General features: G+C 39.1%; 17 protein-coding genes. 3 read left to right on the top strand and 14 right to left on the bottom strand.

Annotated features, from left to right (window positions below):
• Positions 1-4: 4 nt before the first annotated feature.
• The 8 genes from QE422_RS16170 to QE422_RS16135 form a co-directional block, all read right to left on the bottom strand.
• The gene (locus tag QE422_RS16170) at positions 5-616 is read right to left on the bottom strand and encodes a hypothetical protein (RefSeq protein ID WP_307460638.1); all 612 of its coding nucleotides are present in this window, start codon (positions 614-616) and stop codon (positions 5-7) included.
• Between the two features lie 133 nt (positions 617-749).
• Complete coding sequence (locus tag QE422_RS16165) at positions 750-1,097, bottom strand: helix-turn-helix domain-containing protein (protein ID WP_307460635.1); 348 nt, start codon at positions 1,095-1,097, stop codon at positions 750-752.
• On the bottom strand, positions 1,084-1,443 hold the full coding sequence (locus tag QE422_RS16160) for a hypothetical protein (RefSeq protein ID WP_307460632.1): 360 nt from the start codon (positions 1,441-1,443) through the stop codon (positions 1,084-1,086). Before QE422_RS16160 ends, QE422_RS16165 begins: the two co-directional genes overlap by 14 nt.
• A 1,295-nt stretch (positions 1,444-2,738) precedes the next feature.
• A complete protein-coding gene (locus tag QE422_RS16155) occupies positions 2,739-3,023 on the bottom strand; it encodes a hypothetical protein (RefSeq protein WP_307460629.1) in 285 nt (94 codons plus the stop codon).
• A gap of 49 nt (positions 3,024-3,072) precedes the next feature.
• A complete protein-coding gene (locus QE422_RS16150; protein ID WP_307460627.1) occupies positions 3,073-3,354 on the bottom strand; it encodes a helix-turn-helix domain-containing protein in 282 nt (93 codons plus the stop codon).
• Positions 3,355-3,376: 22 nt separating this feature from the next.
• Positions 3,377-3,832, bottom strand: coding sequence for a transposase (locus tag QE422_RS16145; RefSeq protein ID WP_307460624.1), 456 nt, complete (start codon positions 3,830-3,832; stop codon positions 3,377-3,379).
• Positions 3,833-4,041: 209 nt separating this feature from the next.
• Complete coding sequence (locus QE422_RS16140; protein WP_307460621.1) at positions 4,042-5,622, bottom strand: hypothetical protein; 1,581 nt, start codon at positions 5,620-5,622, stop codon at positions 4,042-4,044.
• A gap of 103 nt (positions 5,623-5,725) precedes the next feature.
• Complete coding sequence (locus tag QE422_RS16135; protein WP_307460619.1) at positions 5,726-7,111, bottom strand: hypothetical protein; 1,386 nt, start codon at positions 7,109-7,111, stop codon at positions 5,726-5,728.
• 465 nt (positions 7,112-7,576) lie between these two features.
• Between QE422_RS16135 and QE422_RS16130 the strand changes: the two genes are divergently transcribed.
• Together QE422_RS16130 and QE422_RS16125 are read left to right on the top strand one after the other, a co-directional pair.
• The gene (locus QE422_RS16130) at positions 7,577-8,701 is read left to right on the top strand and encodes a site-specific integrase (RefSeq protein ID WP_307460616.1); all 1,125 of its coding nucleotides are present in this window, start codon (positions 7,577-7,579) and stop codon (positions 8,699-8,701) included.
• Between the two features lie 111 nt (positions 8,702-8,812).
• Positions 8,813-10,078: an esterase-like activity of phytase family protein gene (locus tag QE422_RS16125; protein ID WP_307460613.1), complete on the top strand. Its 1,266-nt coding sequence runs from the start codon at positions 8,813-8,815 to the stop codon at positions 10,076-10,078.
• A 718-nt stretch (positions 10,079-10,796) separates the two neighbouring features.
• Here the strand turns inward: QE422_RS16125 and tpiA are convergent.
• The 4 genes from tpiA to QE422_RS16105 form a co-directional block, all read right to left on the bottom strand.
• Positions 10,797-11,558, bottom strand: coding sequence for a triose-phosphate isomerase (gene tpiA / locus QE422_RS16120; RefSeq protein ID WP_307460608.1), 762 nt, complete (start codon positions 11,556-11,558; stop codon positions 10,797-10,799).
• A 39-nt stretch (positions 11,559-11,597) separates the two neighbouring features.
• The gene (locus QE422_RS16115) at positions 11,598-11,960 is read right to left on the bottom strand and encodes a TerB family tellurite resistance protein (protein ID WP_307460605.1); all 363 of its coding nucleotides are present in this window, start codon (positions 11,958-11,960) and stop codon (positions 11,598-11,600) included.
• A gap of 307 nt (positions 11,961-12,267) precedes the next feature.
• Positions 12,268-13,380 carry a BT_3928 family protein gene (locus QE422_RS16110; RefSeq protein WP_307460602.1) on the bottom strand — a complete coding sequence of 371 codons (1,113 nt, stop codon included), beginning with the start codon at positions 13,378-13,380 and terminating at the stop codon, positions 12,268-12,270.
• Positions 13,381-13,393: 13 nt separating this feature from the next.
• Positions 13,394-13,948, bottom strand: coding sequence for a DUF1599 domain-containing protein (locus tag QE422_RS16105; RefSeq protein ID WP_307460600.1), 555 nt, complete (start codon positions 13,946-13,948; stop codon positions 13,394-13,396).
• Positions 13,949-14,059: 111 nt separating this feature from the next.
• Here QE422_RS16105 and folP point away from each other — a divergent pair, with 111 nt between their 5' ends.
• The gene (gene folP / locus QE422_RS16100) at positions 14,060-14,914 is read left to right on the top strand and encodes a dihydropteroate synthase (protein ID WP_373463406.1); all 855 of its coding nucleotides are present in this window, start codon (positions 14,060-14,062) and stop codon (positions 14,912-14,914) included.
• A 613-nt stretch (positions 14,915-15,527) separates the two neighbouring features.
• On the opposite strand, the gene QE422_RS16095 is transcribed toward folP, so the two are convergent.
• Positions 15,528-15,764 (bottom strand): hypothetical protein, encoded by a 237-nt coding sequence (locus tag QE422_RS16095; RefSeq protein WP_307460597.1) that lies wholly within the window; start codon positions 15,762-15,764, stop codon positions 15,528-15,530.
• Between the two features lie 69 nt (positions 15,765-15,833).
• Entirely contained in the window at positions 15,834-18,038 is a 2,205-nt protein-coding gene (locus QE422_RS16090) for a hypothetical protein (RefSeq protein ID WP_307460595.1), read from the bottom strand.
• Positions 18,039-18,262 lie beyond the last annotated feature (224 nt).

The raw sequence follows: 18,262 nt of genomic DNA, 5'->3' as shown, positions 1-18,262 counted from the left end.
GTTTTTATTTTACCACAAATACGATATTCATAAAGCTTGCATCCGTCGCATTGTTGCTCACGGTATAATTCATGAACCCATTGGCATCAATCGTTACATTGGTAAATACATTGGTGTCATAATAGGTAATGTAATATTCAAGATCATTTTTACCCAATACAGGAATTTTTCCCAATGCACCGGTGCTCGATACCTGCGGCGCTGTAAACTGGTTATAATACAGCTGGTACAGATCTTTGGTCTTTGCTCCTAATGTAGTTGTATCAAACAAAATAGAAGGCATGTAGAAAAATTTAGGTATCCTCAGGCCCACCCATTTCGAAATGCTGTTATTATAAAAATAAAAGCCCGGTGTTGTAATATTCGATGTTTTTGAGGTTGAAGTTCCGGGTACAGCGGTTACATAAACCACGGTGGAATTCTGATCGGCACCGTAGAGGTTGTCCTTGGCAGCAAGTTCCGTCCCGGTCATCCGTACAGTAAGCATTCCATCCGGAGTAGAAGCAGCTGTTTTATTAAGATCTAGTGTTGCTTTTGGGGTATTGGTGTTAATACCTACTTGCCCGTTTATGTGTGAAATAGCTAAAACGGAAAGTATCGAAATTATCCTTTTCATATATTTTTTTTGGCAAAAATATAAAAATTAATAGGTCATATACTAAAAAGGCAAGGTATATTCTTATGACTATAATCATAAACCACAACAAGGTGATAAATTTAATATCTGTTAAATATAGCTGTGAGGATATTTAACAAGGCTCATCCAGTGGCGGTTCAAGAGAAAAAAAAATTTTTCTCCATTTGGCAACGGTATTTCTGCTAAGGTCAAAATGTTTGGCCAGTTCTGTATTGTTCAGCTGGTTTTTTTTCTGGTAATGTAAGATCTGAAGAATTGTTTTCTTATCATATGATTTGAGTTTCTGGTTATCCCTTGCCCTTTCTTTATAGCTGTTGCCTGCAATAACAGCATTCAGGCGGATAATATCCAGCGGCTCAATTCTTTTTTTACTTAAAATACTTTGGCACAACTCTTCTTTTTCAGGATACTTCATTCGGATCATATCCTGGTAAATTTTCCTGTAATCAGGCGTCTTCATTTTCATTGGAGGATTTTGCAGGTTTTTTACTGATCCATTTATAAAGGGTTGTTTTCGGGATGCGGTATTCCTTTATAATTTCCGCTTTTGTCTTCACGCCGGTATTGATAAGTTCAAGCATAAAGTCAATAATTTCCCGCGTATATATGTTTTTCCGGAATACGGGAAGCTGAGTTTTCGTTTCGGCTTCTTCTTTAATATTAACAGGGGGTGAGTACAGGATCAGATGTTGAGTATACAGTCTGAAAAAATCATAATCGAGCAGCTTACTCCATTTCAGAAGTTTTTCAGTACCGATTTCTTTGGAGGTATAGGTATCATAAATTTCCTCTTCGGTACACTTCATGAAATTGCAGATGCGAGACAATTCTATTCCACTTTCTGTCACTCTTTTCTCAATAAAATTTCCTATATGGATGTTTTTAAAGCCCATGTTTATTCAATGTAAATTTATGTCAGGAGATCGTTTATATTAGTAAAATTTAAATTAATATCGGAATTTTGTGTTGGGTGGTAAACTGCGGCAGCCATGTAGATGAGGACTTCTTTTAACCGCTCTGTAAGTACTGATTTGACTTCCAGAAAGATTATTGCGGACTTTGGTTTTTATGATAATATAGAGTGCAGGTGTTTGTGAATTATTAGTAATGGCTACCTGGGCATACGCAACAGCTAAAGAATATAAGAAAGCTGCATTACATACATTTTTTTTCATGTTTAAATTTTAAAATTTTTAGCCATTGTGTTACAAATCCCCGAAAGACTTGTGCTGCAAATATAATAATTAAATTTTCATGACCAAATAGATATAGGTAAAATGTTGTAAAATAGTAGATTGTAACACTGTTATGTTGAGCATGTGATTTAAAGATGAATGAAACTTATGTTCAGGATGGAATAATAGGCCTTTCGTTTATGAGATGTCTCGTGCAATTATTAATAGATCATTTATTGAGAGCCCGTTTTAAATTTAGAGTTTAATTTTCACTATTAGGAGCGTGTTTAAATTTATAATTCATTTCAACATTAAGAAATTAAGACTATTTAGCTTAAAAGGTTATTAAAATTAATTATTCTTTAATCATATTTGGATTAATTCATTGAAAATCTAAGTGTTAAGGTTAAAAATAAACAAAGTTTATTTTAATTTAGAAAATTAAGAAAAAGCTATAGAAAATTTATCAGATAAAACTTAACAGGCTCTGATAAGTTAAAGTATTTAGCTTAAAAAAACAATGTATTAGTGCTCAATTCATTCCCTTTATTCATTAAAATGGATTTATCATTCAAAAGATTTCAAAATGACTAAATGAAGAAAAAACAAAGTTATTATGATTCAGGAAATTAAGATAAATGATGAAAAGTTTTCTGAATTTAAATTTGAACGTGCTTTTAGATTGTGAATTTTTATTTTAATCGGAGGCCTTATTGTCTATTGATTTTATCCGGATCTAAATAAAATTCAAATGTAGTCATATGCAATTGGAAATAAAATCTGGGTCTATTTTGTATGTAATCTATTGAACCAAAGCAATATTCCTGGAAAAGACAGAGCGGACTTTAGTCCGCTCTTTTGGATGCATCATGTACCTGTCTTTTCTTTTATTCTGAACTATTAGAATTTAATAATGAAGATTTCCGCTATAAAATCTTTTTGATCTTATAACGAACCCTTACAACCCGGTCTTCCCTGAAATCAAAAACAAGGTAATATTTCATTTTCTGACGGGTTTCTATATAATAGCTCCAGCGACAGGCAAGACGCTTCCCGGATTCATCCGCTCCGAAAAACGATTCTATTTCATATCTGCTTTTGCCCAGCCAATTGTTGTTTTTGATCAGCTTATGAACGTAATATTTTCTTAATTTAGGATGATGTTTCCAATTGATATCCTGTAAGCTATTACGAAACAGAAACTTTATCATTTTAAATAGCAATATTAAAAATATGATTTCCTGATAAGAATGACTCAAATTAGAGAAACAGCTTTTTCCACTTGGTTACGGTATTGCGGCTCAGCTTAAAATGTCCTGCCAGCTGGGTGTTGTTCAGCCTGTGCTTTTTCTGGTAGTCCAGAATCTGTAAAATCGTTCTCTTGTCGTAGGATTTGAGCTTCTGGTTTTCCTGGCTTCTTTCCCTGTCCGGCTGCCCTGCAATAAGGGTATTGAGCCGGATAATGTCCAGAAAACCAATTTCGCTTTTGTCCAGAATCTTGCTGCAGACCGCTTCTTTGTCGGGATATTTGATCCGGATCATATCTCGGTATATTTTAAGGTAATCAGGCGTTCTCATATTCGTTCGGGTTTGCGGTCGTTTCTTTGGTGATCCATTTGTAAAGCGTTGTTTTGGGAATACGGTACTCGCGGATGATTTCCGCCTTTGTTTTTACTCCTTTGTGCAGCAGGTCCATCATAAAATCAATGATTTCCTTGGTGTAGATGTTCTTGCGGAATACAGGAAGCTGGGATTTCTTTTCCGTTTCCTTATTGTGCTGATTCATGCTGCCGGGCGGGGCATAAAGGATCAGATGCTGGGTATAGAGCCTGAAAAAATCGTACTCAAGAAGTTTGCTCCACCGCAGGAGATGGTCGGTGGAAAGGTCATGAGATTGGTACATGATGTTCACCTGGTCTTCATCGCATTTCATAAAGTTGCAGATGCGGGAGATTTCGATCCCGCTTTCCGCTGCTTTTTTTTCAATGAGACTGCCGATATGGATGTTTTTGAAATTCATGGGTTTGATAAATTGAGGTTAAATAGTAGTAGTTAAAGTCTTAAAGCTATTTGTTTTTTCAACAATATGATGATGTTATTCTTTAATTTCAGGCATTGAATGAAATAGCTTATCTGCTTTATATTAAATATTAACTATTTTTATATGAGTTCATTATTCTGAAGACGTGTATGCTAAAGAATGTAAATGATTCTTATTTTTTATAATATTTATAAAATTGGAATAGCAAAAATGTAGTTCTCAGGATTATTTCCAATGCTAAGGCCGGAAACTGCTCCGTTACAGTTAACTGCCCAAATATAAAATGTTCCACCTGTCGTGACCTCAACAGGAAGTACACCCTGGCATGGCCAATAGGCTCCTGTATATGTTAAATTTGAAGAAACAACACTTGACTGTAGAAAGTTTAATCCTGTATGATCAGAACCATTACCTGAACTGTTAGAAGAAGATAATGTATATCGAACCCAAGCATATTGTCCGGATGGAATTGTATTAACATCATTTACCTGAACGTTTAAGTAAATCAGCCATTTTCCCGGTGATAATGTAATATAAGCCCCAAGGTATTTATTTGTAGATAAATCATTTACAGTAGAAGATGGAAGCGTTCCTAAAATTGTGGATATCGTTGCAGAACTTTTCTTCCAGGTTCCAACCCCGTTAGCATCAGAAGTAAGTACCTTATTTGCACCTTGAGTACCGTCTATAATTTTGATTGCACCTGCGGTAGAACCATTGTTAACTTCCAGCCTGGCTCCCGGTGCAGATGTTCCTATTCCCACATTCACTGCTGAAGATCCCGTACCGCCTAAAACAAGGCTGTTGCTGGTGCTTACCTTAGCGCCATAACCTATTGCCGTGGCATTGGTAAGATTATTGGTATCCGCATCTGCACCGGTTCCTATAAATGTATTGTTACCGCCCGTTGTAATGGTCTGTCCTGCCAGCGTTCCTACAGCAACGTTATTGTTTGCTGTAGTATTGTTCCTTCCTGAGCTGTAGCCCAGAAAAGTATTGTCGCTTCCGGTCGTATTGCTGTTTCCTGCCTGGTAGCCCATAAAAGCATTATAACCTCCGGTGGTATTCGCATTCCCTGCCCATGTTCCTACAAAAGCATTGGCATCTCCTGTTGTGCTGCTGCTTCCGGAGTTGTAGCCCATAAAAACATTAGAGTTTCCGGTGGTATTGGCAGTCCCTGAATAAGATCCCATAAATATGTTTGAATTTCCCTGTGTATTAGCGAAACCAGCATTATTACCAACAAATACGTTCAGGTTACCTGTAGTATTGGCTTTTCCGGCATTGACCCCCAGGGTAAGGTTATCGGAAGCAGCCGTCCCTATATAACCTGCTAAGTTGCTGTTGGTCTTTATCAACAACGGATGAAGATTCGTAGTACCTATAAAGTTTACAGTAGGATCTGTACCTGCATTCCCTATGAGGCTCCAGCTATTGGCCGCTGCTGTATTACCTACTTTCTGCCAAAGGCTTCCGTCAAAATAATAATAGCCTTCTACATTAATATTGGCGGTTTTAGTACTTGCGGAATTCACAGGGGAAGTTGCATAGACTATCGTTCCCTTCTGATCGGAGCCATACTGCCCGTCTGCCGCTTTGATCTGATCGCCGGTAAGTCTCGGAGCAATGATGCCTTCCGGTTTACTACCGTCCGTTGTTTTTGCCGTAATGTCTAAAGTGGCTTTCGGACTTTGGTTGTTGATACCCACCTGGGAATACATCACAGCTGAAAATAAAAGTACAGCTGCAGCAGATAAGTTTTTTTTCATATTTATTGATTTTTAAATTATTAAATTTTGATTAAACCTGACTAAAGATTTTTATACCTTCCGTCATTTAATGAGGATATTGTTGTGAAATATTTCAATAGAATTATTTAACCTGAACGGCAAAAACATTATATGTATTCGAGTCAGCTTGAAAAGACATACTGTTGTTTTGTGATCCATCTCCTGCACTTTTTAGGTATAAAGTCTGGGAACTGCTGGAAATTGTAATAGGTCCCACCCATCCCTGTGTATAAACATAGTTCCAACCCTGATTATAGGCTGTAATACGATTAGATGTACCGGTAATAGGACTGTTTGACGAAGAAGCTGTATCCCATCTTAAATAACCATTACAACTGGTTGTTACTCCAGCAGTATAATCCCAATATCCCGACACCCATATCATCCATCTTCCAGTAGATAGTGTGATTGATTGGCCGGTATACCTGAACGCGTTATCGTTGGCTGGAGAAGTAGTCGTTGAAGAAACCAAAGCAGGAATTACCATATTTGCTGAAACATCCTTCCACATCCCCAATCCATTAGTATCTGAAGTGAGTACTTTGCCCGCACCCTGCGTCCCGTCGACGATTTTAATCGCACCTGCGGTAGATCCGTTATTAACTTCTAATTTTGCAGCCGGAGCAGTCGTTCCGATTCCTATATTTCCTGCGGAAGTTATTCTCATTCTTTCAAATGAATTGGTTTCATTAACTCCGGTAGAAAATGTAAGGGCTGTGGGAACAGACAGCGAATTTACTGTTCCGTCTACTACAGCTTTAAGCTTACTGCCGGATACATAATTACTGCCGTCGTACCCTGCAAATTGTATTGCTCCCAACAGGTTATTGGCTGATACGGCAGTCATAGAGTTTGCGGTTCCTCCGGATTTCATCAGGTTCAGCATTCCACTGTCTGTGCTGATGGCATGGGATTCAATATTCACATCGTCATCCTCCGAACCTGTTCCAACAATTTCAAGCCTTACCCGTGGTATTTTAGTTCCAAGCCCAAGTCTGTGATTGGCAGCATCTACAGAAAGCGTATTTCCATCTACTGAAAAAGCGTTGGCTGAGGTTCCTGTAAAAGCCAGGGTACTGGCATTTTGTGCTACTACCGTATTTCCGGATAGACTTCCGCTACCTTTGTAAATGCTTGTATCAGCTCCTGAGCCTACCTTTTGCCACACACTCCCGTCGAAGAAGTAATATCCTTCTGCTGTAATATTAGCTGTTTTTGTACTTGATGAGGAAACTGCAGCCGTTGCATAAACGACAGCTCCCTTCTGATCGGAGCCATACTGCCCGTCTGCCGCTTTAATCTGGTCACCCGTCAGTCTCGGGGCAATGATGCCTTCCGGTTTGCTGCCGTCTGTGGTTTTGGCTGTAATATCCAAGGTTGCTTTCGGGCTTTGGTTATTGATACCCACCTGGGAATACATCACAGCTGAAAATAAGAGTACAGCTGCAGCAGATAAGTTTTTTTTCATACCTGTAAAATTTTATGTTTATTGAATTAAGATCGAACCTGAAGATTTTTCATTTCATATTAGTTTCCACATTAGTCTTTTATAGACTAATATGAAATTTTATTCAATTATAAATGAATATTTTAGATTAAGAATAGATTGTAAAAAATTTATTCAGATACAATCATGAGCATTTAATTAAGAATATTAATGAATTGTAAATAAATCAATGAAAAGTGATAATAATCTACATTACAATATTTTACACATATATATATGGACTATAAAAATAAATCTATATCTTTGCAATGTTAGTCTATAAAAGACTAATTATTTGAACTATTTTTGGGTTAAACTTAAATAATATTTAATCCCTATCCCATGATTTTTTCTTACTTTTTATCCCGAAAACCTTATGGTTTAAAACATCAGATTCACCTAGTTTTGTCTTCCGGTATTTCAGGAAATCGGAATCATAAGTTCTGTTTGCCGCTTTTTATTTCCGGAGGAGATTGGGATTCTGAAAAGCAGAGGCCATTAAATATTTACTGCAAACCATATAAAAAGCTTAATGCTGTATTAAATAGTCTGAAGATCAGGATTTCAGAACTTCTCAGAGAAAATCCCCATGTTTCTGTAAAAACCATTTCTACAGTTATCAAAAACATCTGTTCTGAAGAGCATCCTGTGTATACTACAGGTTCATTCCTTTCTCTGATGGGAGAGTATCTGGAACAGAAGAAGAATGCAGTCTGCCTTTCCACTTACCGCCGTTACCAGGTTTTTATGCGTCTGATGGAAAAATTTGAAGGTTTTCGATATCAGCGTATTTTCCCGGAAGGAATAGACCGTTCCTTTATTGCAGACTTTTATGCATTCGGAAGACAGGAAGAATATACCGAAAGCACCATTAACCGATCGGCAGAATTCATCAAAACCATCCTGAATTTCGCTGAAACAAAGGGAATAAGAACGAATGTAAGGCAGCTGGAAATTCCCAAATGTAAGGTTTCCAGAAAAGTAATGATCCTGGATGAGAAGGAAATTGTACGAATCAAGAAGCTGAAGGTTCCCAAAAGTCTGCAGCATGCCAAAGACTGGCTGATTATCAGCTGCTATACGGGCCAGCGGATCTCGGATTTCATGAGGTTTAATCCAAGCCAGCTTTTAAACATTGAGGGCAGGCCATGTATTTCTTTCGTTCAGCAAAAGACAGGGAAAGAGGTTGTGCTTCCGCTTCATCCCGTGGTGCTTAAGGTCATGGCGCGCTATGGAAACAGTTTCCCGAAACCTCTAAATCCCGGCATCTATAACGAGCAGATTAAAAAAATTGCAGCACTGGCGAAAATCAACGACAAAGTTACCATACGAAAAAGGATGGGGTTTCGGGGAAAAGAAACGGATACGGAGAAATGGCAGAATATCAGCAGCCATATCGGAAGAAGGAGCTTTGCCTCAAACTTTTACGGCAAAATCCCGACTCCATTGCTGATGCAGGCTACCGGCCACAGTACCGAGCAGATGTTTCTTAATTACATCAACCCGGTAAACCATGCAAGAGTCATCAACCTGGGCAATTATTTTGATAAAATTTATGCGGAAGGAGCTTAGATTTAATTTATAAAAATTTAATACCACGCAGGCTTTATTTAATTTTCCCTTAGTATTCCCGTAAACATCAGTTCATATAGCATCATTACTTTCGCGTCACAATAAAAAGACATGAAAAAAATACTGCTTTCTGCATGGGTGCTTACTTCCTTAGTGGCCTGTAAAGATTATGAAATGGTCGATAACAATCAGGATATCAATTATTCAAAGCTGCCACAGGAATTTCCTTTCAGCAAGCTTGCAACCATTAATGGCGTTGACGTGATCAACGGAGGCTTCGGATCCGGTGCAGCGGCACATCCTACAAGAAAAGGGGAGTTTTATGTAATTACGGACCGTGGTCCCAATACGGATTACCTGAATGGCAAGAAATTCCTGGCTCCTTCTTTTACACCTACCATCATGCATTTCAAAATCAATGCAGAAGGGAATATTGAAGTCATCAAATATATCAAGCTTAAAAATCCGTCAGGACAGCCGATCACGGGACTACCGAATCCTGCGGGAATGGGTAGCACGGGAGAAATAGCCTATGATGCCAACGGAAATGTACTGGGAACGGATAATTACGGACTGGACAGTGAAAGTATTGTCGCTGCTGCAGACGGTACTTTCTGGGTATCGGATGAATACGGGCCTCATATTGTACATTACAGCGCAGAAGGGGTAGAGATGGAAAGAATCAGCCCGATCGGGGTAAATACAGGAACACGCAAATTGCCGGCAGTATTGGCCAAAAGAAGGGCGAACAGAGGGATGGAAGGATTGTGCATTACACCGGACGGAAGAACGTTGGTAGGAACCATCCAGTCGATGATGTATGTGCCAAGCAAAAGTCTGGCTACCAATAAGACCTTAACGAGAATCATAACTTTCGATATTGCTACCGGGCAGACCAAGCAGTTTTTATACCAGCAGGACGGTGGCGCTTCCGATTCGGTATGCGACATTACCGCACTGAGCAGTACGGAGTTTCTTGTTATTGAAAGAGACGGAAACTTCGGTTCCCAGGGAGGAATCAAAAAAGTATACCGGATCAATCTTTCCGGAGCTTCGGATGTAAACGGATCCGATCTTACTGCAGTGGATGGAATGAAAATTAACGGAAAAGCGTTGGAGCAGTGTACCTGGAGCGAGATTTCCGCAGCGGGGATCCAGGCGGTTTCTAAAACCCTTGCCGTTGACCTGGTGGCAAAACTGGGATATGAGCATGATAAATTTGAAGGAATTGTCTACCTCGGAAACAACAAGTTGGCTGTTTTCAATGACGATGACTTTGGAATCGTGGACGACGGAAACGGAAATCCTAAAGCGAAAATTCTTCCGAAAACAGGAAAAGTCGACAAAGGTACAATGTACGTTGTCGATATTAAATAGTTTCAAAATATTCTGAGTCTCCCAAACCGGGAGACTTTTTTTATTGAGCTTTTTAACATTCTTCTTTTAGATGTCTTATCTTTTACTATGCCTGGACAAATCAATCTTTTACAGCTATATTTCTTGAAATTTTAATTAAACCAATAAACGTTGATCACTTATTGATTTTACAGATTCTAGAGATCTAAAATGTGTATGGTAGAAAATATTTGAAATAATTTATAAGACTTAGTTTTGTTACTGTTTTAATACCATATATTATATGAATTGTCTTTATTTGAAATCCAAAATTTGCATTTGCGCGTATATAATTTTTACATCAACCGCATTATAATAAACGCCATATGTCTTTATCCAAGGAAAACTATCGGTATATTATTGTTGCTGAAATTGAGGAAACTTACGGAGTCACCATTCCTGAACAAACGCAAGAAAATAAACTTGTTTATCTACTTTCCCGCTCTTTTTTCGGAATTTATGAGAAAAAATTATACGTGTATTTTATATCCGGGCATGTCGTCGATTATAAAGTACACCATTTTATTTTCAACAGGAAAATAATATGATCTGTTAGCCAATCTGAACCTGAAGCAACCTTATTTGTAGTTATTAAAAGAAACTTTATTTAAAATTCTGATTCCCTAACTTTTTTCTATTTGGGATGAACGTAAAAAACCACCGGATCCGGTGGTTTTGATGTGTATTTATTTGATTGTTTTTACGAATTGAAGGCTTCGATGATTTTGGAGAAATCCTCTAATTTCAGAGCAGCTCCGCCGATCAGTCCGCCGTCAATATCCGGCTGGGAAAAAATTTCCTTCGCGTTATCCGGCTTTACGGAACCTCCATACAAAATGGAAACTTCATCCGCTACTTCCTGTCCGTATTTTGCAGCAATAATGTTTCTGATGTGAGCGTGGATTTCCTGTGCCTGTTCAGGAGTGGCTGTTTCGCCCGTACCGATAGCCCAAACCGGTTCGTAGGCAATCACTACTTTTTTAATTTCTTCTGCAGAAAGGGTGAAAAGAGCAACTTCCGTCTGGTTTTTTACCACTTCAAAGTGCTGTCCCGCTTTTCTCTGCTCCAGGGTTTCTCCGTTACAGTAAACAGGAATCAGGCCTTTGTCTAAAGCCAATTTTACTTTTCTGTTGCAGTGAGAATCTGTTTCACCGTGGTATTGTCTTCTTTCGGAATGCCCGATTAGTGAACCGGTAGCATCGATGGATTCCAGCATGTCTGCAGAAATTTCCCCGGTATACGCCCCGCTTTCATGTTCGCTGATGTCCTGTGCAAAAACGCCGATTTCATCCTTTTCAAAAATATCTTTCGCCATCATCAGGTATAAAGCCGGAGGAGCGATCCAAACCTCACAGTTTGCCGTATGGTTGTTTTTATAGCTTAGCAACTGAACCATCAACTGTTGGGCATCAATTACATTTTTGTTCATTTTCCAGTTTCCTGCAACTATTTTTCTTCTCATAGATTCTATTTTAAAGTTTAGGCAGTAGAAGACTACCTGTTAATTTTCTGTTCTGTTAATATTCCAAAGGTTTTTCAAAAGCGTATAAAAAGTATGTTCTTCATCCGTAACAACGTTATCTGCTTTAATAAGCGTTTTCGCAAATTGGATAAAATTGGTACGCTCCTGTTCCGTAGAATCTTCATAGAAACAACGGGCGTGGAACTCAAAATGGTCTTTCCATTCTTCCGGCTGTAGCAGAGCGATGGTTTCAAGCTCGTTGTCGAGGTTCATTTTAAAAGGAAATTCCTCCGCTAGATACTGCTGTACCAGCATTCCTTCTTCCGGAGCAAATTCTCCGTCCACAGAGGAAAGGATCATCAGCAGGTGGTAACCGGCAATCGGCTTATTGGATTTTTGCATTATGATAATTGTATAGTTTAAGGTTTAAAGTTTAAGATTCAAGGTTGTCGTGGGATTCAACTCTGTTGTGTTGTTTCATGATTTGTCGGTGTTTCTGTCAATAGTCAATTTCTTCGAGTCAATAGTCAATGTTGTTGTTCAAAATTTATTATTCCTTTTTAAAATTCACTTGAGTAGTAAAATTTACATTGTACATTGTCAATAGTCAATTTCTTCGAGTCAATGGTCAATATTGTTATCAAAATTCACTATTCCCTTTTAAAATTCACTTGAGCAGCAAAATTGACTATTCACGATTCACCTTACATTATTTCAAATAGTCCGTCGCCGGCTGTTTATCGACAATTTTTCCGTTTTCCAGGATCAGGACGAACGGGTTGCTTCTGGCAATGGTTTTAATGGCAGTTCCGTCCATCATGGCATTTTTAACGGTTTTAAAGGTGTTCGGAAGGGTTGAAACGCCATAGACTACGGTAGCGCCCTGGGTTTTTACTTTCGCTTCAAGCTGTTTCAGAAGTTCGGGGGAAACCGATTGCGGATGATAAGAAAAAATGAGCACTGCTTTTGGTGCATTGATGATTTCTTCCGTTAATTCCTGTCCGTTCGGATCTTCGATCTTGAATTTTACGATCTCTGATTTATATCCTTCTTTGATCAGCACAGATTCGTTTTTTCCTTCTTCAATTTTCCACGGTGAGCCTTCCGCCCAGTATTTCGTTTCCTTGATATAATCGTCCTGGTTTACTTTTACCGTTTCTCCCGTCTTAGAATTTTTAAGGGAATAAAAAGTCTTGTATTCGGAAGGATTTTTACTGATTTTCGCTTTTTCGGCTTTAATGTCCGTCCCAATCTTATAGTCACGGAAATCGATGAGCGGTTCATGCACAATTCCGTGCGCGCCCACCAAGATCATGGCTACTGTAAAAATACCCAATAAGATATATTTAAATTTATTTCCCGATTCTTTTTTAGGATTGTAGCTGTACGCGTCTTTCTTTTTAAAATCTTTGCCGTACAGAATGAATACGATAACTAAGCCGATCAGCAGTACAACATCCTTGATAAAACTTTGCCAAGGGGTAAATTTAATAGCATCCCCAAAACATCCGCAGTCCGTAACTACATTATAATAAGCAGAATAGAACGTCAGGAAGCCGAAGAAAATGCAAAGCGCAATTAATGCGGAAAGGGTGAATTTAAGCTTTAATTTAATCAGCAGCATAAAGCCCAAAAGAAGTTCCAGCACCACAACGATAATGGAAAGCGGCAGGGCAAATTTTTCGAAAAACGGCATATCAAAGACCGTAGGGGAGAAGTATTCTTCCATTTTGAAGGAAAACCCTACCAGATCCACCGCCTTTACAAAACCGGAAAGGATGAAGATGACGGCAATAACGAAACGTAATAAACCTTTAAGCATAACAGATTGTTTTTTATTCTAAGGGGTTTGCTTTTTCAGAAAATTTAATCAGGCAGAAAACGGCGTAATTCAGCATGTCAAAATAATTGGCATCCAGGCCTTCCGAAACGATCGTTACTCCCTGGTTGTCTTCAATTTGCTTCGTTCTCAGTACTTTCTGATAGATCAGATCGGTAATGGAAGAAATTCTCATATCCCTCCATGCTTCACCATAATCATGGTTTTTCCGCTCCATCAGCTGCTGGGCTTCCGTTGCGTAGCGATCGTACAGCCGCATGATTTCTTCCTTATTTTCGTTAAAATCGTTAGAAAAGCCTTTTTCAAGCTGGATCAGTCCGATGATCGAGTAATTGACGATGGCGATGAATTCATCTTCCTCACTTTCGTCCACCATTTTTTTATCGGTCATCTGCAGGGTACGGATCCTGTTTACTTTGATGTAAATCTGGTCCGTAATCGAACTTGGTCTCAAAACCCTCCATGCTGCCCCGTAATCCTGTAATTTTTTGCTGAATAATTCGCGGCACTGACTAATAATTTTCCCGAACTGTACTGAAGTTTCTGACATAAATTCTCTTAATCTTCCAAATATACGAATTCGGTTTTAGGTAGCGGAAATCAGGGCCTAGTTTTTTACCGGGATGTTGGAGTTGGAAGGCGGAAGTCGTATTTTTGCAGCATGCAACATCAAGGATTATCTCTCGAATATCACACGTTAAACTGCAACGGAAAGCTGGTGGATTTATCCCGTCCGAAAATCATGGGAATCCTGAACCTGACGCCGGATTCTTTTTCCGATGGCGGTAAATTCAATAACGAAAGCTCAGCTCTTTTGCATACCGAGAAAATGCTGAAAGAAGGGGCGGAGATCATTGATATCGGTCCCCAGTCTACGCGGCCCAATGCGGAATTTATGACTGCCGGAGAAGAAATAAACCGGATCGGGAATATGATTTCTTTAATTAAAAAAGAATTTCCAGAAGCTTTGATCTCCCTCGATACCTTTTACTCGGAAACAGTAAGGTTCGGCTTCAATGAAGGGATTGATCTGATTAATGATATTTCCGGCGGGCAGTATGATGAAAAGATGTTTGAAACGGCTGCAGAAACAAGGCTGCCATACATCCTGATGCATGTAAACCCTTCCTATGAAACCATGCACGACAAAATAAAGTTCGAAGATATTATTGTTTCTGTCAACCGGTATTTCTCGGAAAAGTCGGCTGAACTGCTGGCGAAAGGTGTTCAGGATATTATACTGGATCCGGGATTCGGCTTTGGCAAAACAGTAGCAGACCAGATGAAGATGATTGATGAAGTAAAGTATCTCGGTTTCGAAAGATTTCCCCTGCTGATCGGAATTTCCAGAAAATCATTTATCTACAAACCGCTTGGAAAAGCCCCGGGAGACATTAACGAAGAAACGCAGAAGCTTCACCTGAAGGTCCTGCAGCAAGGCGCAAAAATCCTGAGGGTGCATGATGTTGCGGAAGCGAAAAAGACGGTAGATCTGTTTTTGAAGGGCAGTGTTTGAGTGTGATAGAGTTATTGAGTTTATAGAATGATAGTGTGTTAGAGTAGAATGTTTAAAGTAATGATACATTGTGTTTGGAGATTATTATTTTTATTAAATAGGTAAAATCGTCGGTTTTCAATAAAATATCTTTTACATCACCCACTCTTATACTTTTAACCATTACAACACACACTCTCTCAAACACTCAGACTCTCAAACACCCCCAATTTAAATCTTGTTACATAGATAGATCAGCGGTTTTCAATAAAATATCTTTTACATCACCCACTCTTATACTTTTTAACCACTACAACACCCACTCTCTCAAACCCTCAAACATTCCCAATTTCAATCTTATTACATAGATAGATCAGCGGTTTTCAATAAAATATCTTTTACGTCACCAACTCTTATACTTTTAACCACTACAACCCACTCTCAAACCCTCAAACATTCCCAATTTCAATCTTATTACATAGATAGATCAGCGGTTTTCAATAAAATATCCTTTATATCACCCACTCTTATACTTTTTAACCACAACAATACTCCCTCTCTCAAACTCTCAAACTCTCAAACACTCAGACTCTCATGCCCTCAAACCCCATACCCTAAAAACCCTCAAACATCCTCAAGTCAAATTCGCCAGCTTATCCGAAAACTGCTTTGAAAATTCAGCCCGGTCTTCTTCCAGTTTTTCCTGATTGGAAGGAAGGATATAGTTGAATAGGATTTTTTCCTCATGATCCAGGAAGATGATTTCCTTTTCGTTTCCGTCGATCATCTGGGCAAAAATTTCCCATATGGAAGTGTCTTTTAATTTTAATAATTCGAAAAACTGGTCTGCTTTTATTTCGATTTTCTGCATGGTAATTTCTTGTTTATTTTTTTAACCGTTTATTTAAATTTCTCTCAAAACTTAATGATCCGGCATATTTTAGAATTCTAATAATTTTAATTTGAACTGAACGGCAAAGTTCTGCTTGAAGTTTCTGGTGGTATAATATCCGACCCGGTAAAACAATCCCAGATTGAAATAAGTGGATAGGAAATTGTTCCATTCCAGGCCGACTTCCTGGTAGAGGTGGTTCAGCGGCCGGAATCTGAACTGGTGGTATTCGGCTTTTTCCATATCTCCGATCGTTCCACGCAATACAAAATCGAAGCTCGAAATGTTCTGCCCAAAGCTCTTAAAGTACCACGGCAGCTTGTGCGTAAAATAATAGGCCACAAACCGGTCATTGTAATATTTTCCACCTTCCAGTGTCGCAAAACCGAGGAAAGAAGTAAGGTTAAAATTAAAATCCCTTCTCGGCGAAGCCAACCCGTTCATCGTAAAATTCTTCCAGATTGGGGCACCACCGAACACCATTCCTCCGTACAGCCTGAAACCCGTGGTTCCGAGCATCGTTTTGAAATTGTGAACAAAAAGGGCATCAAAGCGGATGTAACTCAGATCGCCGCCAAAGATTTTATAGCTCTGCTCATAGTTGAAATACAGTTCCGGGTATTTCTGGTCGATCAGGGATTTTCCCTGCGGTGTCATGATATTCGTGGAGTTTGGGGAATACTTGAGCGTAAACAGCGTATTGAAATTTTCAAAAGAGGAACCTTGTCCTCTGAAAGAGTAATCAAACAGAGCTTCCTCCAGGTTTCTTCTCGCTGCGAAAACCAGCGTCAGGCCATTGGTGATATCATTTAAATAAGAAACGGAAGCCCCTCTGTAATGGTAATACCGGTCGTTGTTGAGGTTGTTTCCATAATTGGCCATACGCATCTTAAAGTTCCACAGCCTTCGGTAAAATTCCCCGGAAGCCGTTACATCATCATAATATTCCACCCGGAAATAGGAGTCTTTCTGAAGGGTCGTCTTCATGTCCAGCCCGATCCGGTACTTCCATTTGTCATCTTTAAAGCCATATGCAAAAGTGTAATCCGGCGAAAAATAAGGACTGAAATTTTCATTCAGCTTGGCTTTCAGTCCGACCCGGAATCCTTCATACAAGTTGTAATTGACGATTTCATCTACCGCGAAATCCACCACACCAACCCGGATCTGCCCGTTTAGCAGACCGCTCAAAATCTGCGCTTTGTTGTCGATGTTGTATTTCCGCCCGAGGCTGTCGATAATTTTGTAGGTATTTTTTTCCCGTTCCGTAAGGGGATCGGTGCGGTATTGGTCCAGGGTTTTGCCATAGATATTTTTCACCGAAAACGTATATCCTTTGAAATCTTCCGCACTGTTGTCGGCCGGGGATTTAAAATCGAAGTACCGGGACGTCAGGAAAGCATAGGTTCCGAAGGTCTGCTTCTTTTTTCTTTCCGGGGTTTCATCGGGATGCTGCGGGTCTTCCTCTTCCATCTGCATGTTGCTCATCTTCAGTTTAACGGTTTCGTGAGCCAGGAACCATTTGTTGTGAAATAAAATCCAGGTGCTGGTAATAATTCCGTCGTTTTTATTTTTGCTGAAATTTTCGATTTTCTTTACGCCGTAGGTTTCGGTATCCACATAAATGGCCCCGTTATATTTCCGTTTCTTGTCGGGATTTTTGTAATTGACTTCCCGGAAACGGATGACGAAGTTTTTCCGGCCGTCCATTTCAATGGTGTCGGTGAGGAAAAACCGGTACAATCCTCTATTTTCCTGCTTCAGCTGATCGGGAAGCTTGTCACGGTTGCTCTGCTGGAGAGCAATCATTTCATAGATCGGCTGCTTCAGTCCGGAGATCCTGTTGTCCAGGATATTGATCTTTTCACCGTATTGCCTGGAGTATAAAAATTCCTGCGCCCTTTCCCAGAGAAACAGCTTGCTTTTCGAAAATATTTTTCTTGCGGAAATGTTGTTTAATGAATCTTTTCTTCGTTTTTCCCGGAACATTCCGGTTTCCTCGAAAAATTTATTGTACTGCGAAATGCTGTCTTCATCAATATCAAGGGAAATTTTTTCGTAAGATTTATAAGAATAGGAATCCAGTGTTTTCGGAGAATTCTCGGTAAACATCCGGTTCACGTTTTTCAGGATTTCCAGTGCTCTGGGATCACTTTTGTCTTCGATGGTGACTCCTTCAATAGCGGTGACTTTCGATTGTGAAAAACCAAAACTCCAGAGTAAAAGACCTAAAAACAATAAAATCCTTTTCATAAAAACCTTTCAAAATTAATAATATTTCTCCGCACAGAAAAGTTTTTAGCGCCTGGTTTTAATCTGTTAACAAAATTTATATTTAATGAGAATTAATTGACGATCAGTAGCCTTCATTGAAATATAAACTCCATTGAAATCGGGAGGATTAATAAATGCTTTATATATTTCACAAGCCGCTGATGTTTATAGAAGTTTTCCGCGATCGCTCTTCATTTTCTGAA

The organism is Chryseobacterium sp. SORGH_AS_0447 (genome assembly GCF_030818695.1).
Taxonomy (GTDB): Bacteria; Bacteroidota; Bacteroidia; order Flavobacteriales; family Weeksellaceae; genus Chryseobacterium.
The sequence above is the reverse complement of the archived record's forward strand: the minus strand, read 5'-3'. Positions and strand labels throughout refer to the sequence as shown.